The organism is Bdellovibrio sp. ZFWA1 (assembly GCF_056175665.1).
In genome coordinates, this window is the sequence record NZ_JBJKJH010000001.1 from 1,733,711 (window position 1) to 1,751,692 (window position 17,982).

At 43.2% G+C, this 17,982-nt stretch carries 20 protein-coding genes; 7 read left to right on the top strand and 13 right to left on the bottom strand.

Annotation, left to right across the window (positions count from 1 at the left end; all coding sequences use genetic code 11):
- The first annotated feature begins 38 nt into the window (after window positions 1–38).
- A complete protein-coding gene (locus AC04MN_RS08425; protein WP_475382745.1) occupies window positions 39–164 on the top strand; it encodes a hypothetical protein in 126 nt (41 codons plus the stop codon).
- 55 nt (window positions 165–219) lie between these two features.
- Window positions 220–1,158, top strand: coding sequence for a hypothetical protein (locus AC04MN_RS08430; protein WP_475382746.1), 939 nt, complete (start codon window positions 220–222; stop codon window positions 1,156–1,158).
- A 51-nt stretch (window positions 1,159–1,209) separates the two neighbouring features.
- On the opposite strand, the gene AC04MN_RS08435 is transcribed toward AC04MN_RS08430, so the two are convergent.
- From AC04MN_RS08435 to AC04MN_RS08450, 4 genes are all read right to left on the bottom strand, one after another.
- A complete protein-coding gene (locus AC04MN_RS08435; protein ID WP_475382747.1) occupies window positions 1,210–1,608 on the bottom strand; it encodes an actin-binding protein in 399 nt (132 codons plus the stop codon).
- Between the two features lie 76 nt (window positions 1,609–1,684).
- A complete protein-coding gene (locus AC04MN_RS08440) occupies window positions 1,685–2,008 on the bottom strand; it encodes a DUF4286 family protein (protein WP_475382748.1) in 324 nt (107 codons plus the stop codon).
- 44 nt (window positions 2,009–2,052) lie between these two features.
- On the bottom strand, window positions 2,053–3,393 hold the full coding sequence (locus AC04MN_RS08445; protein WP_475382749.1) for a metallopeptidase TldD-related protein: 1,341 nt from the start codon (window positions 3,391–3,393) through the stop codon (window positions 2,053–2,055).
- Window positions 3,394–3,396: 3 nt separating this feature from the next.
- Window positions 3,397–4,821 carry a TldD/PmbA family protein gene (locus tag AC04MN_RS08450; protein ID WP_475382750.1) on the bottom strand — a complete coding sequence of 475 codons (1,425 nt, stop codon included), beginning with the start codon at window positions 4,819–4,821 and terminating at the stop codon, window positions 3,397–3,399.
- Between the two features lie 172 nt (window positions 4,822–4,993).
- Here AC04MN_RS08450 and AC04MN_RS08455 point away from each other — a divergent pair, with 172 nt between their 5' ends.
- The gene (locus AC04MN_RS08455; protein ID WP_475382751.1) at window positions 4,994–5,230 is read left to right on the top strand and encodes a hypothetical protein; all 237 of its coding nucleotides are present in this window, start codon (window positions 4,994–4,996) and stop codon (window positions 5,228–5,230) included.
- On the opposite strand, the gene AC04MN_RS08460 is transcribed toward AC04MN_RS08455, so the two are convergent.
- From AC04MN_RS08460 to AC04MN_RS08495, 8 genes are all read right to left on the bottom strand, one after another.
- Window positions 5,227–6,072 carry a sterol desaturase family protein gene (locus tag AC04MN_RS08460; RefSeq protein ID WP_475382752.1) on the bottom strand — a complete coding sequence of 282 codons (846 nt, stop codon included), beginning with the start codon at window positions 6,070–6,072 and terminating at the stop codon, window positions 5,227–5,229. The two genes, AC04MN_RS08455 and AC04MN_RS08460, sit on opposite strands and share 4 nt — an antisense overlap.
- Complete coding sequence (gene epmA / locus AC04MN_RS08465; protein WP_475382753.1) at window positions 6,069–7,298, bottom strand: EF-P lysine aminoacylase EpmA; 1,230 nt, start codon at window positions 7,296–7,298, stop codon at window positions 6,069–6,071. Before epmA ends, AC04MN_RS08460 begins: the two co-directional genes overlap by 4 nt.
- Before the next feature lie 15 nt (window positions 7,299–7,313).
- Window positions 7,314–7,601, bottom strand: coding sequence for an HU family DNA-binding protein (locus AC04MN_RS08470; protein WP_475382754.1), 288 nt, complete (start codon window positions 7,599–7,601; stop codon window positions 7,314–7,316).
- A 97-nt stretch (window positions 7,602–7,698) separates the two neighbouring features.
- Window positions 7,699–8,958 (bottom strand): glycosyltransferase family 4 protein, encoded by a 1,260-nt coding sequence (locus tag AC04MN_RS08475; protein ID WP_475382755.1) that lies wholly within the window; start codon window positions 8,956–8,958, stop codon window positions 7,699–7,701.
- Between the two features lie 19 nt (window positions 8,959–8,977).
- Window positions 8,978–10,093 carry a glycosyltransferase gene (locus AC04MN_RS08480; RefSeq protein WP_475382756.1) on the bottom strand — a complete coding sequence of 372 codons (1,116 nt, stop codon included), beginning with the start codon at window positions 10,091–10,093 and terminating at the stop codon, window positions 8,978–8,980.
- Complete coding sequence (gene mutT, locus AC04MN_RS08485) at window positions 10,081–10,539, bottom strand: 8-oxo-dGTP diphosphatase MutT (protein WP_475382757.1); 459 nt, start codon at window positions 10,537–10,539, stop codon at window positions 10,081–10,083. The genes AC04MN_RS08480 and mutT overlap by 13 nt, the downstream gene beginning before the upstream one ends.
- A 22-nt stretch (window positions 10,540–10,561) precedes the next feature.
- Window positions 10,562–11,566, bottom strand: a complete 1,005-nt coding sequence (locus AC04MN_RS08490) for a quinone-dependent dihydroorotate dehydrogenase (protein ID WP_475382758.1) — start codon at window positions 11,564–11,566, stop codon at window positions 10,562–10,564.
- A 15-nt stretch (window positions 11,567–11,581) separates the two neighbouring features.
- Window positions 11,582–12,856, bottom strand: a complete 1,275-nt coding sequence (locus tag AC04MN_RS08495; protein ID WP_475382759.1) for a Glu/Leu/Phe/Val family dehydrogenase — start codon at window positions 12,854–12,856, stop codon at window positions 11,582–11,584.
- A gap of 81 nt (window positions 12,857–12,937) precedes the next feature.
- Between AC04MN_RS08495 and AC04MN_RS08500 the strand changes: the two genes are divergently transcribed.
- Window positions 12,938–14,671, top strand: a complete 1,734-nt coding sequence (locus AC04MN_RS08500; protein ID WP_475382760.1) for a hypothetical protein — start codon at window positions 12,938–12,940, stop codon at window positions 14,669–14,671.
- Between the two features lie 80 nt (window positions 14,672–14,751).
- Complete coding sequence (locus tag AC04MN_RS08505; RefSeq protein ID WP_475382761.1) at window positions 14,752–15,258, top strand: hypothetical protein; 507 nt, start codon at window positions 14,752–14,754, stop codon at window positions 15,256–15,258.
- 36 nt (window positions 15,259–15,294) lie between these two features.
- Here the strand turns inward: AC04MN_RS08505 and AC04MN_RS08510 are convergent, their stop codons facing one another.
- Window positions 15,295–16,272, bottom strand: coding sequence for an alpha-ketoglutarate-dependent dioxygenase AlkB (locus tag AC04MN_RS08510; RefSeq protein WP_475382762.1), 978 nt, complete (start codon window positions 16,270–16,272; stop codon window positions 15,295–15,297).
- Window positions 16,273–16,391: 119 nt separating this feature from the next.
- On the opposite strand from AC04MN_RS08510, the gene rfaE1 reads away from it, so the two are divergent.
- On the top strand, window positions 16,392–17,429 hold the full coding sequence (rfaE1, locus tag AC04MN_RS08515; protein ID WP_475382763.1) for a D-glycero-beta-D-manno-heptose-7-phosphate kinase: 1,038 nt from the start codon (window positions 16,392–16,394) through the stop codon (window positions 17,427–17,429).
- Window positions 17,430–17,443: 14 nt separating this feature from the next.
- Window positions 17,444–17,980 (top strand): isopentenyl transferase family protein, encoded by a 537-nt coding sequence (locus tag AC04MN_RS08520; protein WP_475382968.1) that lies wholly within the window; start codon window positions 17,444–17,446, stop codon window positions 17,978–17,980.
- Window positions 17,981–17,982: the final 2 nt, after the last annotated feature.

Sequence of the window (17,982 nt, forward strand, 5' to 3'; positions counted from 1 at the left end):
AGCATGATTAGTTTAACTCCTTCAATATTGGATCTGATATGGCATCAAGTTTGAAGATTTTATGGAATAATGAAGCAAGTAACGAGTCTCATTTTAAGACATTGGATAAAGAGCATTTTGGTGCCTCTTTGGTTTTATTCATCGACGCTTTTGGCCGCGACTAGTATTCCTGAAAAATGCTTTCAGGAGTCATTGAAGACGTCATTTCCGAAGGTGTCTGTGGGGCAAAAGTCAGATTTATTTGTCAAATGTAGTAATGAAAGGTCAGAGCCATTGCGAGGACAAAAGCGTCCTGCTTATAAACCTTCAGAAATTAAACAGATTCATCAAGCGTTTCTGAATATGTCGGATTGCTTCGAGATAGATCCGCGTTGGCTTTTTCCTAAGTTAATGATGGAAAGTGGCTTTCATCCGTCGATTCAGAATCCAAACGGAGACGCAGGCATTGGTCAATTGACTTGGACGGCGATCAGAGATGTCGATTCTGCTCTACCTGAATGGAAGCGTTGGTTGGCCGAATCTAAAAAACCGTCCTGTCGGTGGGTTTACGCTCAGACTAAAGCGAAAAAGAATTTTTGGCAGCCCGTGCAGAAGCAAACTAAGTGCGCATTGATGGGAACTAGTTCTGGAATTTTCAAAAACCTTTTTTATACAACCTTGTTTCATCGCTTGAATAAAGAATATGTCGAGAAAGAATTCAATAATAAGAAAATTCGAGATCTGTTGGTGTCGACGGGTTTTCCAGTTGGGTTTGAGCAAAAGTTAAAAAGCATTCTTTTGGCTTTAGGTTACAATACCGGTGGGGCAACGGCGGTTAAAAATCTTCAAGAATACTTACTTCAGATTCAGGAAGACAATTTGCGAATTACGTCAAAGCTAAAAGGTGTCGAGCAACTTTTGGGTAAACCTTTGATTCAAAAGCGAAGCATTGCCTTGAAAGACTTTGATTTCACGTTGCGTTCGGGGCGCCAGCCTAAAGTTTTGGCCAGCGAGATGTCTTTTCCTTTGTGGTTGAAACGTTGGCAAAGTCATGGCGGTAAAGGATATTTAAGCAATCTTGCTGAATATGCCAAGAAAATGGATCGTAGTGTTGGGCCCGGAATTTGTGGTGACACTGCAAAGTTTAGAATATCTAGCTTAGATAAATCAGAATTTTAATATAAAAAATTGAGGATAAAAAAAGGGCCCGTTTATCGAGCCCTTTTTGAATTACTTAGAAGATTTTTTAGTTGTTTTCTTGGAGGCTACTTTTTTAGTCGTCTTTTTTGTAGCTACTTTCTTAGTTGCCACTTTTTTAGTCGTCGCCTTTTTGGATGTTTTTGCCTTTGCACCAAAAATAGTTTTTTCGACTTTTACTTTTTGTGCTAGCACAGATTTTTTGTACTGAGCAATGTTCTTCTCTACATCGTTGATTGCTTTTACAACTTCTTTATATTTAGCAAGAGCTTGCTTTACTGCTGCTGACTTTTCTTTATCAAGACGTCCGCGAATCTCGTCTTCTTTTGCAACAAGTTCTTCGCTAAGTTTTTTTAAGTTCTCAACAAGTTTTTGCACATTTGGGTTATTAACTAGAGTTTGTTTAAGTGCTTCGAAATTTAGAGCTGCCATGTGATCTCCTTTTAGACTCTTTCTTTATAGTACGAAAAAGGGAGCTTTGAAAGCCCCCTTAACAAGAAATTAATGTTTAAGGACGATTAAATTCAGAGCATTCGAGCCATACTTCTCTTTGAGCAGAAAACTGACCAGGAAAGCGGTTCGTTCCCTTTTCTCGCAGTTCCATTGCGGGACCAGAAAGATAGTTTTTGATGTCATCCTCAGAGTTCACATAGTAAAGCACCTTAACCTCTTTACTGGAGCTTTCCATGGCGCCACCTTTGCGCAGGCATAGTTCAGCCTTTATAAACCCGGGCTGCTTTAGTAGCTCTGCTATATGTTCTTCCTTAAGCCATTGAATGTATTCTGCATAAACTTCGTGGCGAACTTGTACGCCAACTTGATAGATAACCATTTAAAACTCCTAAATTAAAACTAAACTTTAAAGCAAATATTCAACTACAAGGTTAAGGTAAAGTCGGCAATCAGCATGCCCGGCAAAACCTTGCCCCCCATAGATCGGCGAGAATAGGTTCCAAGCTCGGGATCGATGGCTTGGAAATCGGTGACAGCTAAAAGCTTATCTCCAAGGGCTTCGTATAGGCTTTCGTCAAATCGCATATCGGTGATGGGGCCTGCGATTTTTCCATTTTCCACCCAGAAGCAGGCGTAACGAGTCATACCCGTGATGCGAGCGTTGGCTCGGTCAGACCAGTTGATGTAGTGAAGATTTGACAGATAGAGCCCCGTGCCGATTTCTTTTAAGATATTTTCGCGTTTTAGGTCACCCGGTAGAATTTCCATTGATCTAAAATACTCGCCGGGGCTGGCGAAATTGCCCTGAACTTTGTATTCCTTTGCCGAGCGAGTGCTAATCAAAAGTTGTTTGAGCAGTCCATTCTCGACAACGGGGCATTTTTCGGGTGCAACTTCACCGATAGGGTTAAAGAGCGGAGACAGACCCCACGAGTAGTTCTCTTGAATTGAAAACTTGCTTGAAAGCTTGCGTTCACCCTCTGCTAGCTTTCTAAATGCAGAGGTGCCCTCTTTGAAGGATCTATAGCTAAAAGCGGCCCAGTTAAACATGGAGGCGATTTCTGACACCGCTGCTGGAGCCAAGTAGGTTCTGTAGTTACCCGGCTTAAGCTGAATTTTTGGTTTGTGCAAAAGATCCAGTGCTTCTCGTGTTGAGTTTAATTGAGTCACAAAATCTTTTTGATTCCAGACCGCGCCAGCGTACGAGCCTTTTGCTGCTTTTTCTTTGTCATATAAAGAAAAATCGACAAAAAACTGTCCTGTGGCAAACCAATGATTTTGTCCCTTAGAGTTGCGGTTGGCCGAGATCATAGGGCCTGCACAGTAGAGTCCTGCTAAATCCAAACCTTCTGCTGGAATAGTGATCGCCTCAATAACTTCATGGTCTGGCAGTAAAGAATAGGAGTGCTCGTTAAAACTGGTGCCGTTGTTTGTGAACGGTACTTGGTGCTCGTCAATTGGCAAGATAGAGCATTCCTCTCGAAGCTGTTCCAGAACGGCTTTCGAGCGGCTTAGGTCTTCTTCGAAGTTTCCAGTCAAGTTAAAGGAGAAGCTGGCAGAGCGTCCAGCTGATTGCAATGCAAAATCGACTTCGGCCTGTTCAACATGAGTATTTTGACGAACTTTGTTTCCGTTAAAACGAACAAACAAAGAGTCCTCGGCAGATAAACTGACCATAAGGGCTTCTGATTCTGAAAGGGCCGCAAAGGTGCTGTCACAAATTCTATGAAAGCTATTTTTTATTTTTTCAGTGAATACAGACATAAATTAAGCTCCAAAGATTTCAACATTTTCAAAATGGCAGTAAGGAGTCGAGTGGCCAACACGAATAACTTGATTTGGCTCACCTTTTCCACAGTACGGAGATCCATAGATTTCCATCTTGTTCCCTACGGCCTTTAAGTTATTCCAGAAAGGAACGGTGACTCCACGGTAGTTTGGATTTTTGATTGTTTTCGTTATGCGCCCATTTTCAATAAGCTTGGCGTACTCGCATCCGAATTGAAATTTATTTCGGTAGTCGTCAATGGACCAACTTTTATTCGCCCACATGATGATGCCTTTTTCAATGGAGGCAATCATGTCTTGCAACGTGTGACTGCCTGCTTCGAGATTGATATTGGCCATTCTATCAATGGGGGCTCTATTCCACGAGGAAGCTCGGGAATTTGCGACCCCAGGAAGGTTGAGGCGTTTTTGGGACTCTAAGGATCCCAGGCCACGCTGTAGCACTCCTTCTTTGATAAGGAATTCCTTTGTCGCTTTAAGGCCAGTTTCATCGTAAAGATAGGATGCCATTTCGCCTTCGACGGTGGGATCAAACGTGACGTTCATTGCTTTTGATCCATATTGTAGTTTTCCAAAGTCGCTAGGTTGAACAAAACTCCATCCTGCATAATTTCTTTCGTCACCCAGAATGCGATCGTACTCTAAGGGATGGCCAATACTTTCGTGAACTTGCAAAGTCATTTGATCCGGAGCCAAAATTAGATCCATCTTTTCATTAGGGCAATTATCTGCAACAAGAAGCTCTAAGGCCTCCTGAGAAATCCTTTGGCCCACTTGCCTAGCCGATGCTACGTCAAACATTTCTGCGCCGATTTGAAAACAGCGGGCCAATCCACCACTTTCAGAGCGGGATTGCACTTCGCTCCCGTCTTGAGCTGTGGCTTCGTAGGCGGTGCTGACGATATTGAAGTTCTGATGTAACTGACCACCGGTTGAAGTTAGCGATTTAAAGTCGGTTTCAACGATCATGGCCATTGCCATGCGGTTGATGATCTTTTCGTTCAATTTCATGGCCTGCGATCCGCTAAGCAGAGTGTCTGTGATCAGGCCCAATGTGCTGCTATCTAAAGTTTTTATGCGAGGACTTAGGAATTGCCCTCTATTTGCCGGGCGCTGTTCGGTGCTGAAGTCAGCAACCTTGTGTCTAGATCCAGCAAGAGCAATCTCTTTGGCCTTGGCCGTGGCACGCCGAATTCCTTCGTGGCTTATATCAGAGGTGCCAGCATATCCAAAGTGCCCGTTGACCAAAACCTCGACCATGACCCCAAGCTCTTGGGAGGTGACATTTTGTTCAGGCTTTTCATTTTTTACCACGCGATAAGAGGTTTTTTCAGAAACTTGGCGCAAATGAACCCAGTCGGCTTCGGTTTTTATCTCATTAAATATTTTTTCTAGATTTAGCATGAGGGGCTTTTACCCCAGTTTCGCCTAAATATCCAGCAAACCAGGGCGTAAATTAGTGTCATTTTGTCCATTTTTCCGTTGGCAAGGGCTTTGCAATCTCGAAAAGCAGGTGGATCAAGAGGTTCTACCGCTTACTAAGTCCAAGCAGGGATGACGCCAAAAAGGAGGCCGTATGAATAAGCTAGTACTTTTAACTTTCGTTTTGATGACTTTGGGGGCTCTTCAGACTCAAGCACAAGAGGTGGTAAAAGACTCTGTTTGTACCCTGAGTGGAGAAGGCGTTTATGGAGCCTATTGGAAGAAACATCGTCTGATGGTCAAAGACCAAGCGGTCTATGGGGCGGATGATATGCAATCAGTGATCGAGGCCCTTAAAAAAGCTCGTTCTGAAGGACGATGCGCTAACTAAGGATTCCAGTCCGGAGGTGCAAAGATGCGAAGAAATTTATTTTTCAAAGTCTTCTCTTTTCGCGCCTCTTGAATCATATCTTTAAATTCAGAAAAATTTGAAGACCAAGGGTTTCTAAAATTCACTTCTTTTGTAATGCCATATCGGCATTTTTCTATTTCTGGAATAAAAGTTCCAAAGATGCGATCCCAAATAATCAAAACTCCGCCATAATTTTTATCTATGTATTGAGAGTTCGTTGCGTGGTGGACGCGGTGATGGCTGGGAGTATTAAACCAGTAGTCAAAGTAGGGGATTCGAGATGTGAGTTCGGTATGAATCCAAAATTGAAAAAATAAATTAATGGCCACGATCATAGTAATGTCTTCTGGCGGAAATCCTAAGTAAGCCAGTGGAAGCCAGAACAGCCACATCCCAGTGAATGGATAAAGAACGCTTTGGCGAAGAGCCGTGGAAAAATTCATAAATTTTGAAGAGTGATGCGCAACGTGGGCGCTCCAAAACCAACGACTGCGATGGCTGCAGCGATGAAACCAGTAATAAAGAAAGTCTTGGGCAATAAATAAAAATATCCAAAAAACATATCTATTTTCAAAATTGGCGAATAACTTGAATCCTTTTTCAAAAAGTCCCGAGTAAAGAGACTTAATAAAGAGCCAATTAATGGCGACGGCAAATATTTCGGCCCCTTGCTGAAGTAGAGCTAGAACCATATTATTTAAGGTGTCCTTAAGGTCGAACCATTCAGGGTGCTGCTTTTTATAAAACAGTTGTTCCAATGCAATCGCAGTTACAAATATCGGTCCGGAAGCTAAGAGCAGTAGTTCAGCTGTTATTTTCATAAAAATTGCGGCGTCTTATAGGGGAAAAGTTTTAGTTGTGAAATGTCTTTAACTTCAAACAGAGCCATGTAAAGACGTTCAAGTCCTAGGGCGATCCCTCCGGAAGGTGGAAGGCCCCTCTCAAGTGCGGTGAAGAATTCTTCATCACTGCGAATGCTTTCTTTTCCCAGCTGATGCTTTTTTGCTAAGTCTTCGTTAAAGCGCTGTCTTTGAATTTTGGGATCGTTCAGCTCGTGAAAGGCATTCGCAAGCTCGTAGCCTTTCCAATATATTTCAAAGCGATCTCCCCAGCCTTCCGGAGTCAGTCGGGCCAAAGCCGCTTGATAAGGGGGGTAGTTTTCTACGAAAACTAAGTCCTGTGTAGACCACTGGTTTTCGATTTTTTCCATGAAGATTAGATAAAAGCAGTCATCAATTGATTCAGCAGCCCGTAAATCAATATTATGAGCCCGAGCCAAGGTCCGAAGTTCTGCTTCTGTTGTCAGTGGTGTTAGCTCAAAATTTAAATATTTTAAAAATAGTTCAGAGACGCTGAAACTGTGAATATTTCTAGGTTTCGCGACCTCAAATTTTTCGCATAAAAAATCAATCAATTGCAGGGCATCTTTTTTAATGCTTTGAAGGTTTGCATACGCTCGGTACCACTCTAACATTGTGAATTCCGGCTGGTGCCGAGATGTGATTTCGCCATTACGAAAGCAGCTCTTGATTTCATAAATATTTGGAATATTCATCGCCAGAGCTTTCTTTAAATGCCACTCGGGACTTGTGGGTAAAAAAAGCTTTTCCTGTTTTGATTCTACTTTTAGCTGGCAGCTAAAAACATCCAAGGTGGGCTCACTTCCGGGGCAGGGGACGAGGCTTGGGGTTTCAATTTCAATAAAAGCATGGCTTTGAAAAAACTCATGAACCGAATGCTTGAATTTTGACCAGCGTTGAACGTGTTCCAAGTTATAAGGAACTTCTAAGTTTGACTTAATCCAAGCGGGGCAATGTAAAGTGACCACGCCCTCGACGTTGATAGAAACAATGTCCCCGACTTCCAGAACCGAAATATCACAGTTTTCTTTAAGTTTTTTAGCGCTAATACGAAGTGCAGGTTTTTCGAACCGAGCAATTGTCAGGTGCTGAGGCGCTATCTCCAATATGCGTCCCTGGATGACGGCATCAAAGCTTGTTTGCGGGTAAGGAATCCAGAGATTTTTAAGAAAGTCCTGGCGATTCATAATAAAAAAAAGGGCCTACTTTTGAGGCCCGTTGTTGATATCTTCTTTAAGCTCTTTTCCGACTTTAAAAAACGGAAGTTTCTTTTCCTCAACATTAATCACTTCGCCTGTGCGGGGATTGCGCCCCTTATAAGCACCATACTGGCGGTTCACGAATGAGCCAAAACCACGAATTTCAATGCGATCATCTTTCATCAAAGCTTCGACCATAGAGTCGAAAATCGTGTTTACGACGGTTTCCGCTTTTACACGAGTGATGCCTGCTTTTTCCGAGATCAAATTGATCAAATCCGCCTTGGTCATGATCGAAATCCTTTATACAAAAACGATATGCTTAAACTATTGAAAATACTCTCCAATTATACCCATCCAAGAAGCGCTGTGAAGGGGAAAACGCTTTTTACTCGACGCGATACCGGCCCGTTTTCACTAAAATATTGCGATAGGCGTCTAAAACGGCCTCTGTCATCTTTTTACTATCAAAAAGGTCCAGGACTTTTTGACGAGCACGCTCTCCAATTTCATCAGAAGGCATCGTTCCAGAGAAAATTTCCAAAATCAGGCTGCCTAGGGATTCATAGTCAGCAGGGCGAATTAAGAAACCGTCTTGGCCGTCTTCGATAAAGTGAGCCATCGAGGAAACTTCAGAGCCAATAATGATCTTCTTTTGTGCCATAGCTTCGACCATGGCCGCTTCGAAGCCGGTGCTGGTTGAAGTCATGTCCACAAAGACATCTCCGAGGGCGACATAGTCGGCTAATTCCGTATTAGAAATGGCCCCTGTCATAATGACTCGGCTCCCAAGTGCTAGATTCAAAACTTCGAACTCGATGTCTTTAAATTTTGGACCTTGCCCCAGTAAAAAAAGATAACTATTTGGTTTTTTAACGGCGACTCTTTCGAAGCCCCTCAATACGTATTGCATTTCCAGTACGTCATGCATTTCAGATACAGTAACCGCAATATGGGCATTATCTGGGATACCCCATTTTCTGCGCAGTTCGAATGACTTTTCTTTGGGGCTCATATCGCCGACATCTGCGCCATAGGGGACTTGATAGATATGCCAATCTGGATACATATAATAGCGCTCAAGCATTAAGCGCTGTTGAGGATTGGTTACGAATAGTCCATCGGCTGATGCTAATAGCTGACTATCTCCACCGTAGTAGGTTGTTAAAAATTTATAGGCAACGGCCAAGCCTGTTTGAAGATAACTTCTGATGGTGTCTTGCTTCATTCCTAAAATTGAAAAAATCTGAGAAATTTGCGTTGCCTCGATATCGTAAGCCATGGCGACTGAAAATTCTTTGCGAGCTTTACCGATACGATAGCCACTTCGATCTAAAGAGTGAACAATATGAAAAGGTGATTGCGCGTGGAGCTCGGCAAATTTTATTTTTGCTACATTTTGAAAGTGTGAAATCGATTGATGGCGCTGTCCTTCAAGAAGGTAGTAGACCTTTACGCCATCCCGAACTATTTCTGATTCGCCCAAGGATGAGGTTGTTGAAAGAACGGTGACTTGATGTCCAAGTTTAGCAAGGCCTCTGGCGATAGGAAAAATAAATCCGCTGTCAGAGTGACGACTCAAGACACGAAAGTGACTAGCGACAAAACAGATATTTAGATGCTGAGGGATCGGAGTCTTCTTGAGCATGATTTATCATAAGGCGTCCTTATTTGGACATCAAAGCCTTATTGTAAAGTCTGTTTAAATCATTCAACGGAATATCGATCCAGTGCTTTTCTTTGGCAATACTTTCAGGCAGGGTTTCCGGAGTCTTCAAGTGAGGCTGGGTTAGTAAAGCAGTTAACTCAGCATCTAACTTTCGATCCTCTAAAATCCAACAATTTCGGCCATGCTTCCAAAGAGCGGCATGAACCTGGGCCTGCTTGCGACTCAGCACCAAAGAACATTGAGTATTAATAGCTCTTAGGTAGTACTCGGTCATTTCTACTGGCGTGAAATCTTGTCCCGCTAAAAACAAGGCTTGTGCATGCTCTAAAAGCTGCTCTGTAGTACCTGTAGAGATGGCGCCTGTCAGGGTCCAGCGATCCTCAAGACCTTCGTCTTGTAGCCATTGGGTAAACAGCTTTCTTTGGCGTAGCGGCCAACTTTGTAAGCTGCCCCAAAGCACAACATGGAATTTTTCCGCAAGCTTAACCAAACGTTGGAAGTAAGGTTTATCTGGTGCAAAGTCGAATTCTCGAAAGGGCACGACGACATAGTGTTGTGAATGTAGATTTTCAATCAATGGAAGCTCAGAAAGAACCATTTCATTTTGATGCTTTTTAAGATCTTCTCCAAGATTTAGCACTGGCGGAAGAATGCCGCGGCCCTGAGATTTTTTTGCCGATAAGCCTCGCAAATGTCCCATAGTTTCAACCGTTGGACAGGTTACTATATCACTTTCTTGTAGTAGGTAGCGCACAGGATTTCTTTTATGAAGGCCTCGACGGATGTGAAGTAAAGACGTCGTTAAAATACATCCAGGATGGCTTTTCGCAAAAAGGGCCAGAGCGCTTTGAGCTGCATTCATAGAATCTGAATCCAACAGCAAATGAAATATTTGGGGTGATTGAGCTAGCAGGACTGGTATGAGCTGAGCGGCTTCTAGTACACTCCATTTTTTAAAAAAGCTCATAACAATTATCTGTGGATCAGATTTGATTTCAGAATCTTGGTCTTTCGAAGTCAGAATAACGACTTCATGGTTTTGAGCCTTGAGTGCTCGCGCCAAGGACCAGGCGGTTTGGTGAAGCTGCTCGGAAACCAGTATTATTTTCGCCATTCAAGTCCTAGGCATTTAAATATACGATCCAGCATTTTTCTATTAGCCTCTGGAATATTGCGAACTTTAAGTTCTTCGGGGTGAACCCACTCTAGCATCATATGGTGCTGGGCTTTGGGTTCTCCTTTCCAATACAGGACCTCAAAGAACAGAATCAAAATACCGACATCACCATAAGAGTGTGTGCAGGCCATTTTGAGGTCTCCAATTTCAGCTTCAATGCCAAGTTCTTCAAAAAGTTCTCGAGCCAGGGCTTGTTCCGGAGTTTCACCTGATTCGATTTTTCCACCGGGAAACTCCCATTGCCCAGCTAAAGAATGATTTTCAGGTCTTTGTCCGATCAGAATTTTGCCATCTTTGCGCAAAAAGCCAGCGACCACAGGGATCCAATGACCCTTGCGATTCTTCACTTTACGACCTTTTTGAGCTCCATGACGATCGGGCATCTATATTCCTAGCGTTGGCTAACTAATTCTCGATGTTTTGAGCAGCTTTGGCAACATTGCCGAAAAAACTGGGCCCTTCAAAAACCAGGGCACTGTATATTTCAACAAGATCTGCGCCAAGTTGCAATCTTTCAAAAACGTCTTTCGGGCTCATGACTCCGCCACAGCTTACGATCAAAGGTTTTTGTTCGCACTTGCTTAAAACTTCAGCAGCCATTTGTAATGCTTGTAACGAAAGATCTTTGAGTGGGGCCCCTGACAATCCCCCTTCCATAGGAAACGAGCATCCTTCGGGTCTGTGTAGGGTGGTGTTTGTAAGAACGTAGCCATCAAGGCCCAATTCAACACAAGTTTCTAGGGTTTGCCGCAGTAAATCCTGATCAATATCTGGGGATAGTTTTACTAATAATGGGGTTTGCAGTTCCCTGGCTTTTTTTAACAGTGGGCGGAACAGCTTACTTAAAGCTTCGGGGGTTTGAAGGTCGCGAAGGCCTTTTGTGTTTGGGCTAGAGATATTAACGACAAAGGCATCCGCAAATTCATTCAGGCGGTCCATCAGGAATAGATAGTCTTCATGAGCTTTATCGTTCGGAGTCTCGCGATTTTTTCCAATATTTATGAAAATTGGAGTGGGGAATTTTTTTAAATCCAATGATAAGTTACGAAGATTGTAAAAGACCTCGTCGGCGCCATGGCTTGGAAATCCCATTTTATTCCACAAGGCATTTAACTGCAGGTCTCGGTCCATGATTTTACCAGGATTTGCGGCTTGAGGGCGAGGTGTGATTGTTCCGACCTCGACAAAACCAGCACCGAGTTTCCACCAGGCGTTTAAAGACTGTGCATTTTTATCAACTCCGCCCGCAAGTCCTAATGGATTTCGAAAATGAAGATTCTTCCAGGTTTTAGATTGCCAGTGAGGATTTTGACACGAATGAAGATTGGCGATGGATGGTAAAAGAAATGGGCTCAAGTCATGAGCCCATTTTGCAGGAATTAGCATCCAAGGTTTAAAATTTTTCAGCATATTCCCCTTGATGAATTAACGAGGATACAATCCGCGTAGTAGCATTGCTTTTTCAAGACGTTGAACGGAAACGGCCATAGCGGCTTGTCTCATATCAACATTCTTTTCAGTGTGCATTTTAAATGCCGTATCAAAAGCTTTGCAGATGATTGTTTTTAGTTTTGAGTTCACTTCGTCTTCGTCCCAGAAAAGAGCCATCGTATCTTGAACCCACTCGAAGTAAGAAACGATAACGCCGCCGCCGTTGGCGACAACATCCGGAGCGATGAAAACACCACGCTTAGAAAGAATTTTAGTCGCAGCATTCGTAATAGGGCCATTGGCGCCTTCAACGATAATTTTAGCCTGAACTTTTTCTGCATTGTGCGTGTCAATTTGGTTTTCAAGTGCACAAGGGAAAAGAGCATCAACTTTCAAAAGTAGAAGTTCATCGTTTGTAATTTCCTTAGCGTTAGGGAAACCTTTAACGCCTTTGTGAGACTTAACGTACTCGATCACTTCTGGAATGTTCAAGCCATCACCATTGAAGATTCCGCCTGTAACGTCAGAAACGGCAACAATCTTCGCGCCACGTTCATGAGCAAACTTTGCAGCAAAAGAGCCCACGTTTCCAAAGCCCTGAACGGCAATGGTTGAACCTTTCATGTTCATCTGCATTTTTTCGAAAGCTTTTTCAGCAACGTAAACGACGCCTAAACCAGTGGCGTGGTTACGACCCAATGAACCACCGATTTCAACAGGTTTTCCAGTCACGACTCCAGGTTGAGCGAAACCGCCATTTTCCTGAGAGTAAGTATCCATCAACCAAGCCATTGTCTGTGGATCGGTGCCCACGTCAGGAGCTGGGATGTCTTTTGTTGGACCGATGAAGGCTGAAATTTCAGACGTATAACGACGAGTTAAATTTTGTTTTTCAGTACGAGAAAGCTTAGTTGGATCTACACAGATACCACCTTTAGCACCACCTAATGGTAAACCAAGAACAGAGTTCTTAAATGTCATCAAGGCAGCTAATCCTACAACTTCAGAAAGATCTACGTTTTGGTGATAACGAATACCGCCTTTGTAGGGACCTAAAGTTGGAGAGTATTGGCAGCGATATCCAGTGAAGACTTTAACGCTGTAGTCATCCATACGCACCGGCACAGATACAACGACTGTGCGGCGAGGACGGCGAAGACGCTCAAGAACATTCGGATCGCAATTAATAACTGCGGCTGCTTCTTCTAAGGTTTGGATCGCATTGCGGAATAATGGGCCATCGTAAAGAGGCTCAATGATAGTTTCCATTTGTTGAACTCCTGTATCACAGATCAGCTGCTTTCAGTCTGAATCTTGTGTGTCTCTTTTTAACAACTGACAAGGAGTTTAATGAAGCAATTACTCAGTGTCACCTGCGAAAAAAACGATGACTCGGCGACTCTAGAGTACGATGATATCCGTATGAAATTACGTGTGTTTCTAGTCTTTACTTTATTTATCACGAGTTTATCTTCACTTTCTTCCGTTTTTGCCGCAGATGAAGAGAATATTGTCGATACTGCGCAGCGTGAATATGCTCGACAATTCAGCAGTCCTCAGATCGAGTGGGTTGAAAAAAATCAAGCGGCCGAACTAAAGAACGGACGCTATCCTTGGCTTATGAGTTTTCTTATGAATAAGGTTTTAAGTTGGAAACCCTTAGAGCCGCGCAAGAAATACTCTTCAGGATGTGATCCTGATCTTTGGGCGGATCGGATGCAGGATCCTCGCTTAAAGAATGTTCAGCTTCAAGGGGCGTTGATTCAAAAATATTTTCAGAACTGCAAAGCCGAGCTCGAGAACGGCCAAAACAATGTCCTGTGGAATACGCTTCGATTTCTCACTATAGATATGAACTTTCACGAGCACCCATTCTTAAATCGGGTGCAATTCAATCTTCCAAATGGAGTGCGCCTTCAAGGTCTGTTGGCTTTAAAGGGAGACTATAAGCCCCGGCCTTTGATCGTCATGCGAATGGGTATTTTCACTAACGTTGATGAGGCTCTGGGCGAGCGGTTTTTCATGATGAGTTGGTTTGAGCAAGGACCATTCAATGTTCTGTTCTTGGATAATATTTCAGGAGCCTTGTTCATCAATCAAAACGAAAAAGTTTCCTTTGGTGGCTTCGATGAAGCCATTCAGAACATTCAGATTGCAAGACTTTTGAGAGACGAAAATCAGCCGTTAAGTCGCTTGGTTTCTGCGGTCCATTTTGCTGGTGTCAGCTTGGGCGGAAACGGAGTTTTGTACTCTTCACTTTTGAATGAAACGAATAGTTATAAGGGGAAGCGTTTAATAAACAGCTTTATGGGGTTTTGTCCTGTAGTTTATCTTAAGGATTCCATGGATCGTTTGACGGCACCGGGGCTGAAGGCAAAGTTTGTAGACTTTTGGAGTCAAAGACGTTTGGCCGGGCTCAAAGAAAGATTACCTCAAGAAGCACCGATGTTTCAGTTTCTGCCTAAAGCGATTGAACACATGATTGCCACCTATAAGGGGGGATTGACCTGGGATGGGACTGTCTCGTTGCCCGCGGGGATGCGAAATAGTTCTGACTTTTGGTCCGTTAATGATTTCGTGTCCAAGTACAAAGATGTTCAAGCGCCATTTCTTAGTTTAGTAACTCGCAATGATGATCTTGTGCCTTCAGGTTTGAATTCTGAACGTCTTCACGCGGAAAACTTTAAAATGGTGAAGTTTGATCAAGGCTTTCATTGCACCTTGCCGATTCCCTACCATTGGGAGGTTTGGCCAAGCTTGATGAATTCTTATTTTATTTCGCACAGCCCACAAGTTACATTTTCGACTGTGGAAGTACCGGTTCCGGTCATTGTGAATAAAACGCAGAGAGATCTTGGGTTCAGTATTGAGTTCAATGATCAGAAAAGATATGTGACATTACAACTTGTAGGGCCATTTGATTCTAAAACCGTCCATCTTCCACTCAGTGGATTTGATTTTACATTTCATAACGAAAAATTAACGTTGCAGGAAAAAGAGATGCTGACTCGTTGGTTAAATCAGAATCTGCGCCTTACGATTCGTGGTAATGATCTGGTTTTGTCTTGGAAGGTTTTCAAGTAACGCTTGTGCATAAGTAGTTTCGAATTTAGACTTTTTTAAGTTGGTTACAATTTAATTTTTAGGTTATTGGAGTTTTTGGTATGGCTTTAAAAATTGATAGAAAAGGCAGCGAAGTTACTGTGTTTCCAGAAGGACAACTAGTTGAAACTTCGGATCTGTATTCTTTTACTCTTTCTGGATCTGAAAATTTAACCATTGATCTCGAGAAAGTAACCACAATTTCTTCGATAGGTATCAAAAACTGGATAAGTTGGAGTGATAGGCTTCCGAAGAAAAATCCCATAAAAATGAAAAGCTGCCCTACTATTATTGTCAATCAGGCCAGCATGGTTGTGGGATTTGTCCCGGCCAATACGACAATTGAGTCTTGGCGTGCTTTTTTTATTTGCGAATCGTGCTCTCATGAAGACGAAATACTTTTGCTGCGCGGAACTCACTATCAATATCCAGCAGATGGAGGAAGTCCGTCGGTGACAATTCCTAAAGATGCGACTTGTTCTAAATGTAAAACCGGAAAGCTTGAACCTGATTTTTTACCAGAAAAGATTTTTAAATTTTTAACGATGAAGCACCCGTCTGAGCAATAGACAAAATAAAAAAAGAGGATCTAAGATCCTCTTTTTTTATTTTTGCAGTTGATCGGTGAAAAAAGAAGAGTGTTCGCTAAGGACTTTAACATACTCGTGAACATCTTCCTGAAGATTTTCGGGAAGACGTTTGAAGTCGACGATGTGCTCGTCGGGCACATAGCGAAACGTCAGATTGATTCTGCGGGTTTCAAAGTTTTCAATTCCCTTGAGTTTAAAAAGATGGCCTTCTTTTTTGTCGACTCTTTGCACTCTATGGAAAAGCTGTTTTTTGAATTTATCTCCGCCAAATATTTGTAAAGACGAGTCCTCAAGCCATTGTTGGAAGGCGACTTGGGATTGACGGTCTTTTCCAGAGCTTGCAACGAATTGAAAAAAGGCCCGTTCGCCAAACGACAAAGACGCTACAGGGCCTGGCTCGAAATCTTTGTGTTCGCCCACGCGAGCGCAGTCAATGTTTTTGCCATTTTCAATTTTATGGCCGTAGTAGTTAATCAGGCAGGTGTTCAGGTGCCAACCATGAGGAATGTCGCGGCTGTCGTACATATCATGAACAAGGCCTTCTATTTTTTTAACTAGATGGGCCATCACATCAGGGTATGGCTCGGCAGTGACGCAGCGATTGTAAATGCCTTTTGGGGGATGATAATAGTTTAAACAAGCAAACTGCCAATTGCCCAGCCAGTAGACGGGGCGAAGTAAGGATCGATTGTCTTGCCCATCCGGAGGCGGATTTGATTTTGAGAAACGATTTTCCCACAATGGCCAAAGAGAAAGAAGATAGTCCATCATGGCCTCGCGCTCGTTTGGCTTCACCCAGTTTTTTTGATAGAAGAGGCCTCTGGGAAGTGCCGAGGCTGCCGAGCTATTCGTCGTCTTGTTTTTTGATGATTCAGCTTTAGTTTCTAGGCCGGGTTTAGGCTTTTGAGCCCATTGGTGGCTACGGGGGAAGGCTGCGCCGACTTTGCGGGGGCCTGCTTTTTTCCTAGGATTTCTAGAGCTTGAAGTTGACATAGGCTGCAAGTCCTATCACAAAGTGAACGCGGGCGCAAAAAAGATGACATAATTAGGTGATCCGTATAATTATTCGGTTATATAAAAGCTGTAAAATTGACAACTTTGAAGGAGTGGCCATGAGCGCAAACTACCAAATTCAGCAATCTCCAATGACGGCAGAGTCAAAAAAGGCTTTGGTGGCGGCCATTCCGAAGCTTAAAGGCAAAAAGGTTTTAATTATCGGAGACATCGCCCTAGATGAATATATCATGGGCGACGTTCGTCGAATAAGCCCCGAGGCTCCTGTTCCGGTTTTGGAAGTCACCGAAGAGGACAAGCGTTTGGGGATGGCGGCCAACGTCGCACAAAACGTGGTAAGTTTGGGTGGTGAAGCACTACTTTTGAGCGTGGTAGGGGACGATACTGGAGCCCAGCTATTGAAGGATCTTGCTGTTAAAAATGGAGTTCGCTGGGACTATATTGTGGCAACCTCCGAGCGCCCGACAACACGAAAAACACGTGTTATGGCTAAACATCACCACATTGTCAGAGTGGACTACGAAGTTAAGAAGTTCTTGGCTCCCCAAGTTGAGGCAGCCGTTGTTCAAAAATTAGAAAAGGCCATTCAAGAAGCAGATATCGTGATCATTGAAGACTATGCCAAGGGTGTTATTACTCAAAGTTTGATCGCTAAAGTTGTAGAGCTTGGTAAAGTTCATAAAAAAAGAGTTCTCGTTGATCCACACCGCGATAAGACGGGCGATTTTTACAGCGGTGTTGATTTGATCAAACCAAACTATGACGAATCTGTGGCTCTGTCTGGATTGAAGTTTGACGAGTTGAAAGAAAATCCAAATCGCGTTTATGAGGTCGGTCGCGCTTTACAAAAAAGAACCGGCGCGCATGAGATTGTTCTGACTCGCAGTAAAGATGGTATGACAATTTTTTCGGGAGAGAAAATCACCGAGGTTCCTACATACGCAAGAAAAGTTTTCGACGTGACTGGAGCCGGCGACACGGTCATTGCGAGTTTAGCCCTTGCTTTGGCGGCGGGACTTGATTTGGTTGAAGCTTGTCGTTTGGCTAATTTTGCAGCGGGTGTGGTCGTCGGGAAAATTGGCTGTGTTCCTTGTGAAATCCCAGAGCTTATAGAATACATCGATACGGCCCACTAGCGGAGCTCTTGGTGATGATCCAAAGAGTGGTCGTTATTGGAAATGCGGCAGGTGGCAAAACACGATTGTCTAGAAATTTAGCCCAGCGATATGGCCTTCCCGTGTTTCATGTGGACAGTCTGCAGTTCTTTGTAGATGAGCAGGCCAAGTTAAGAATGCGGCCCTTCCAGCAAACTTTGCATGAATTGGATCAGATTCAGCTTGCCGAGCGCTGGATTATTGATGGATTTGGGCCGCTGGATCACTTGCAACAAAGGTTTAGTTTAGCTGATAAAATAGTGCTGATTGATTTACCTTTGCAGGTTCATTATTTCTGGGCGGTAAAAAGAGTCTTCGGTTTGATTTTTAAGGCGCGACCTGAATTGCCAAACGATGCACAAGAGCTTCAAGTGGATCACCTATTGAAGTTGTTTGATTCAATAAAAAAATATCATCGTCTTATGCGTCCAGAGCTATTGCGAATTTTAGCAAGACCAGCTAACTCGGCAAAGTTGGTTCATATAAATTCAGTTTCGAATTTAAATTTAATACTGAGTCAAGGCATCGAATAGGA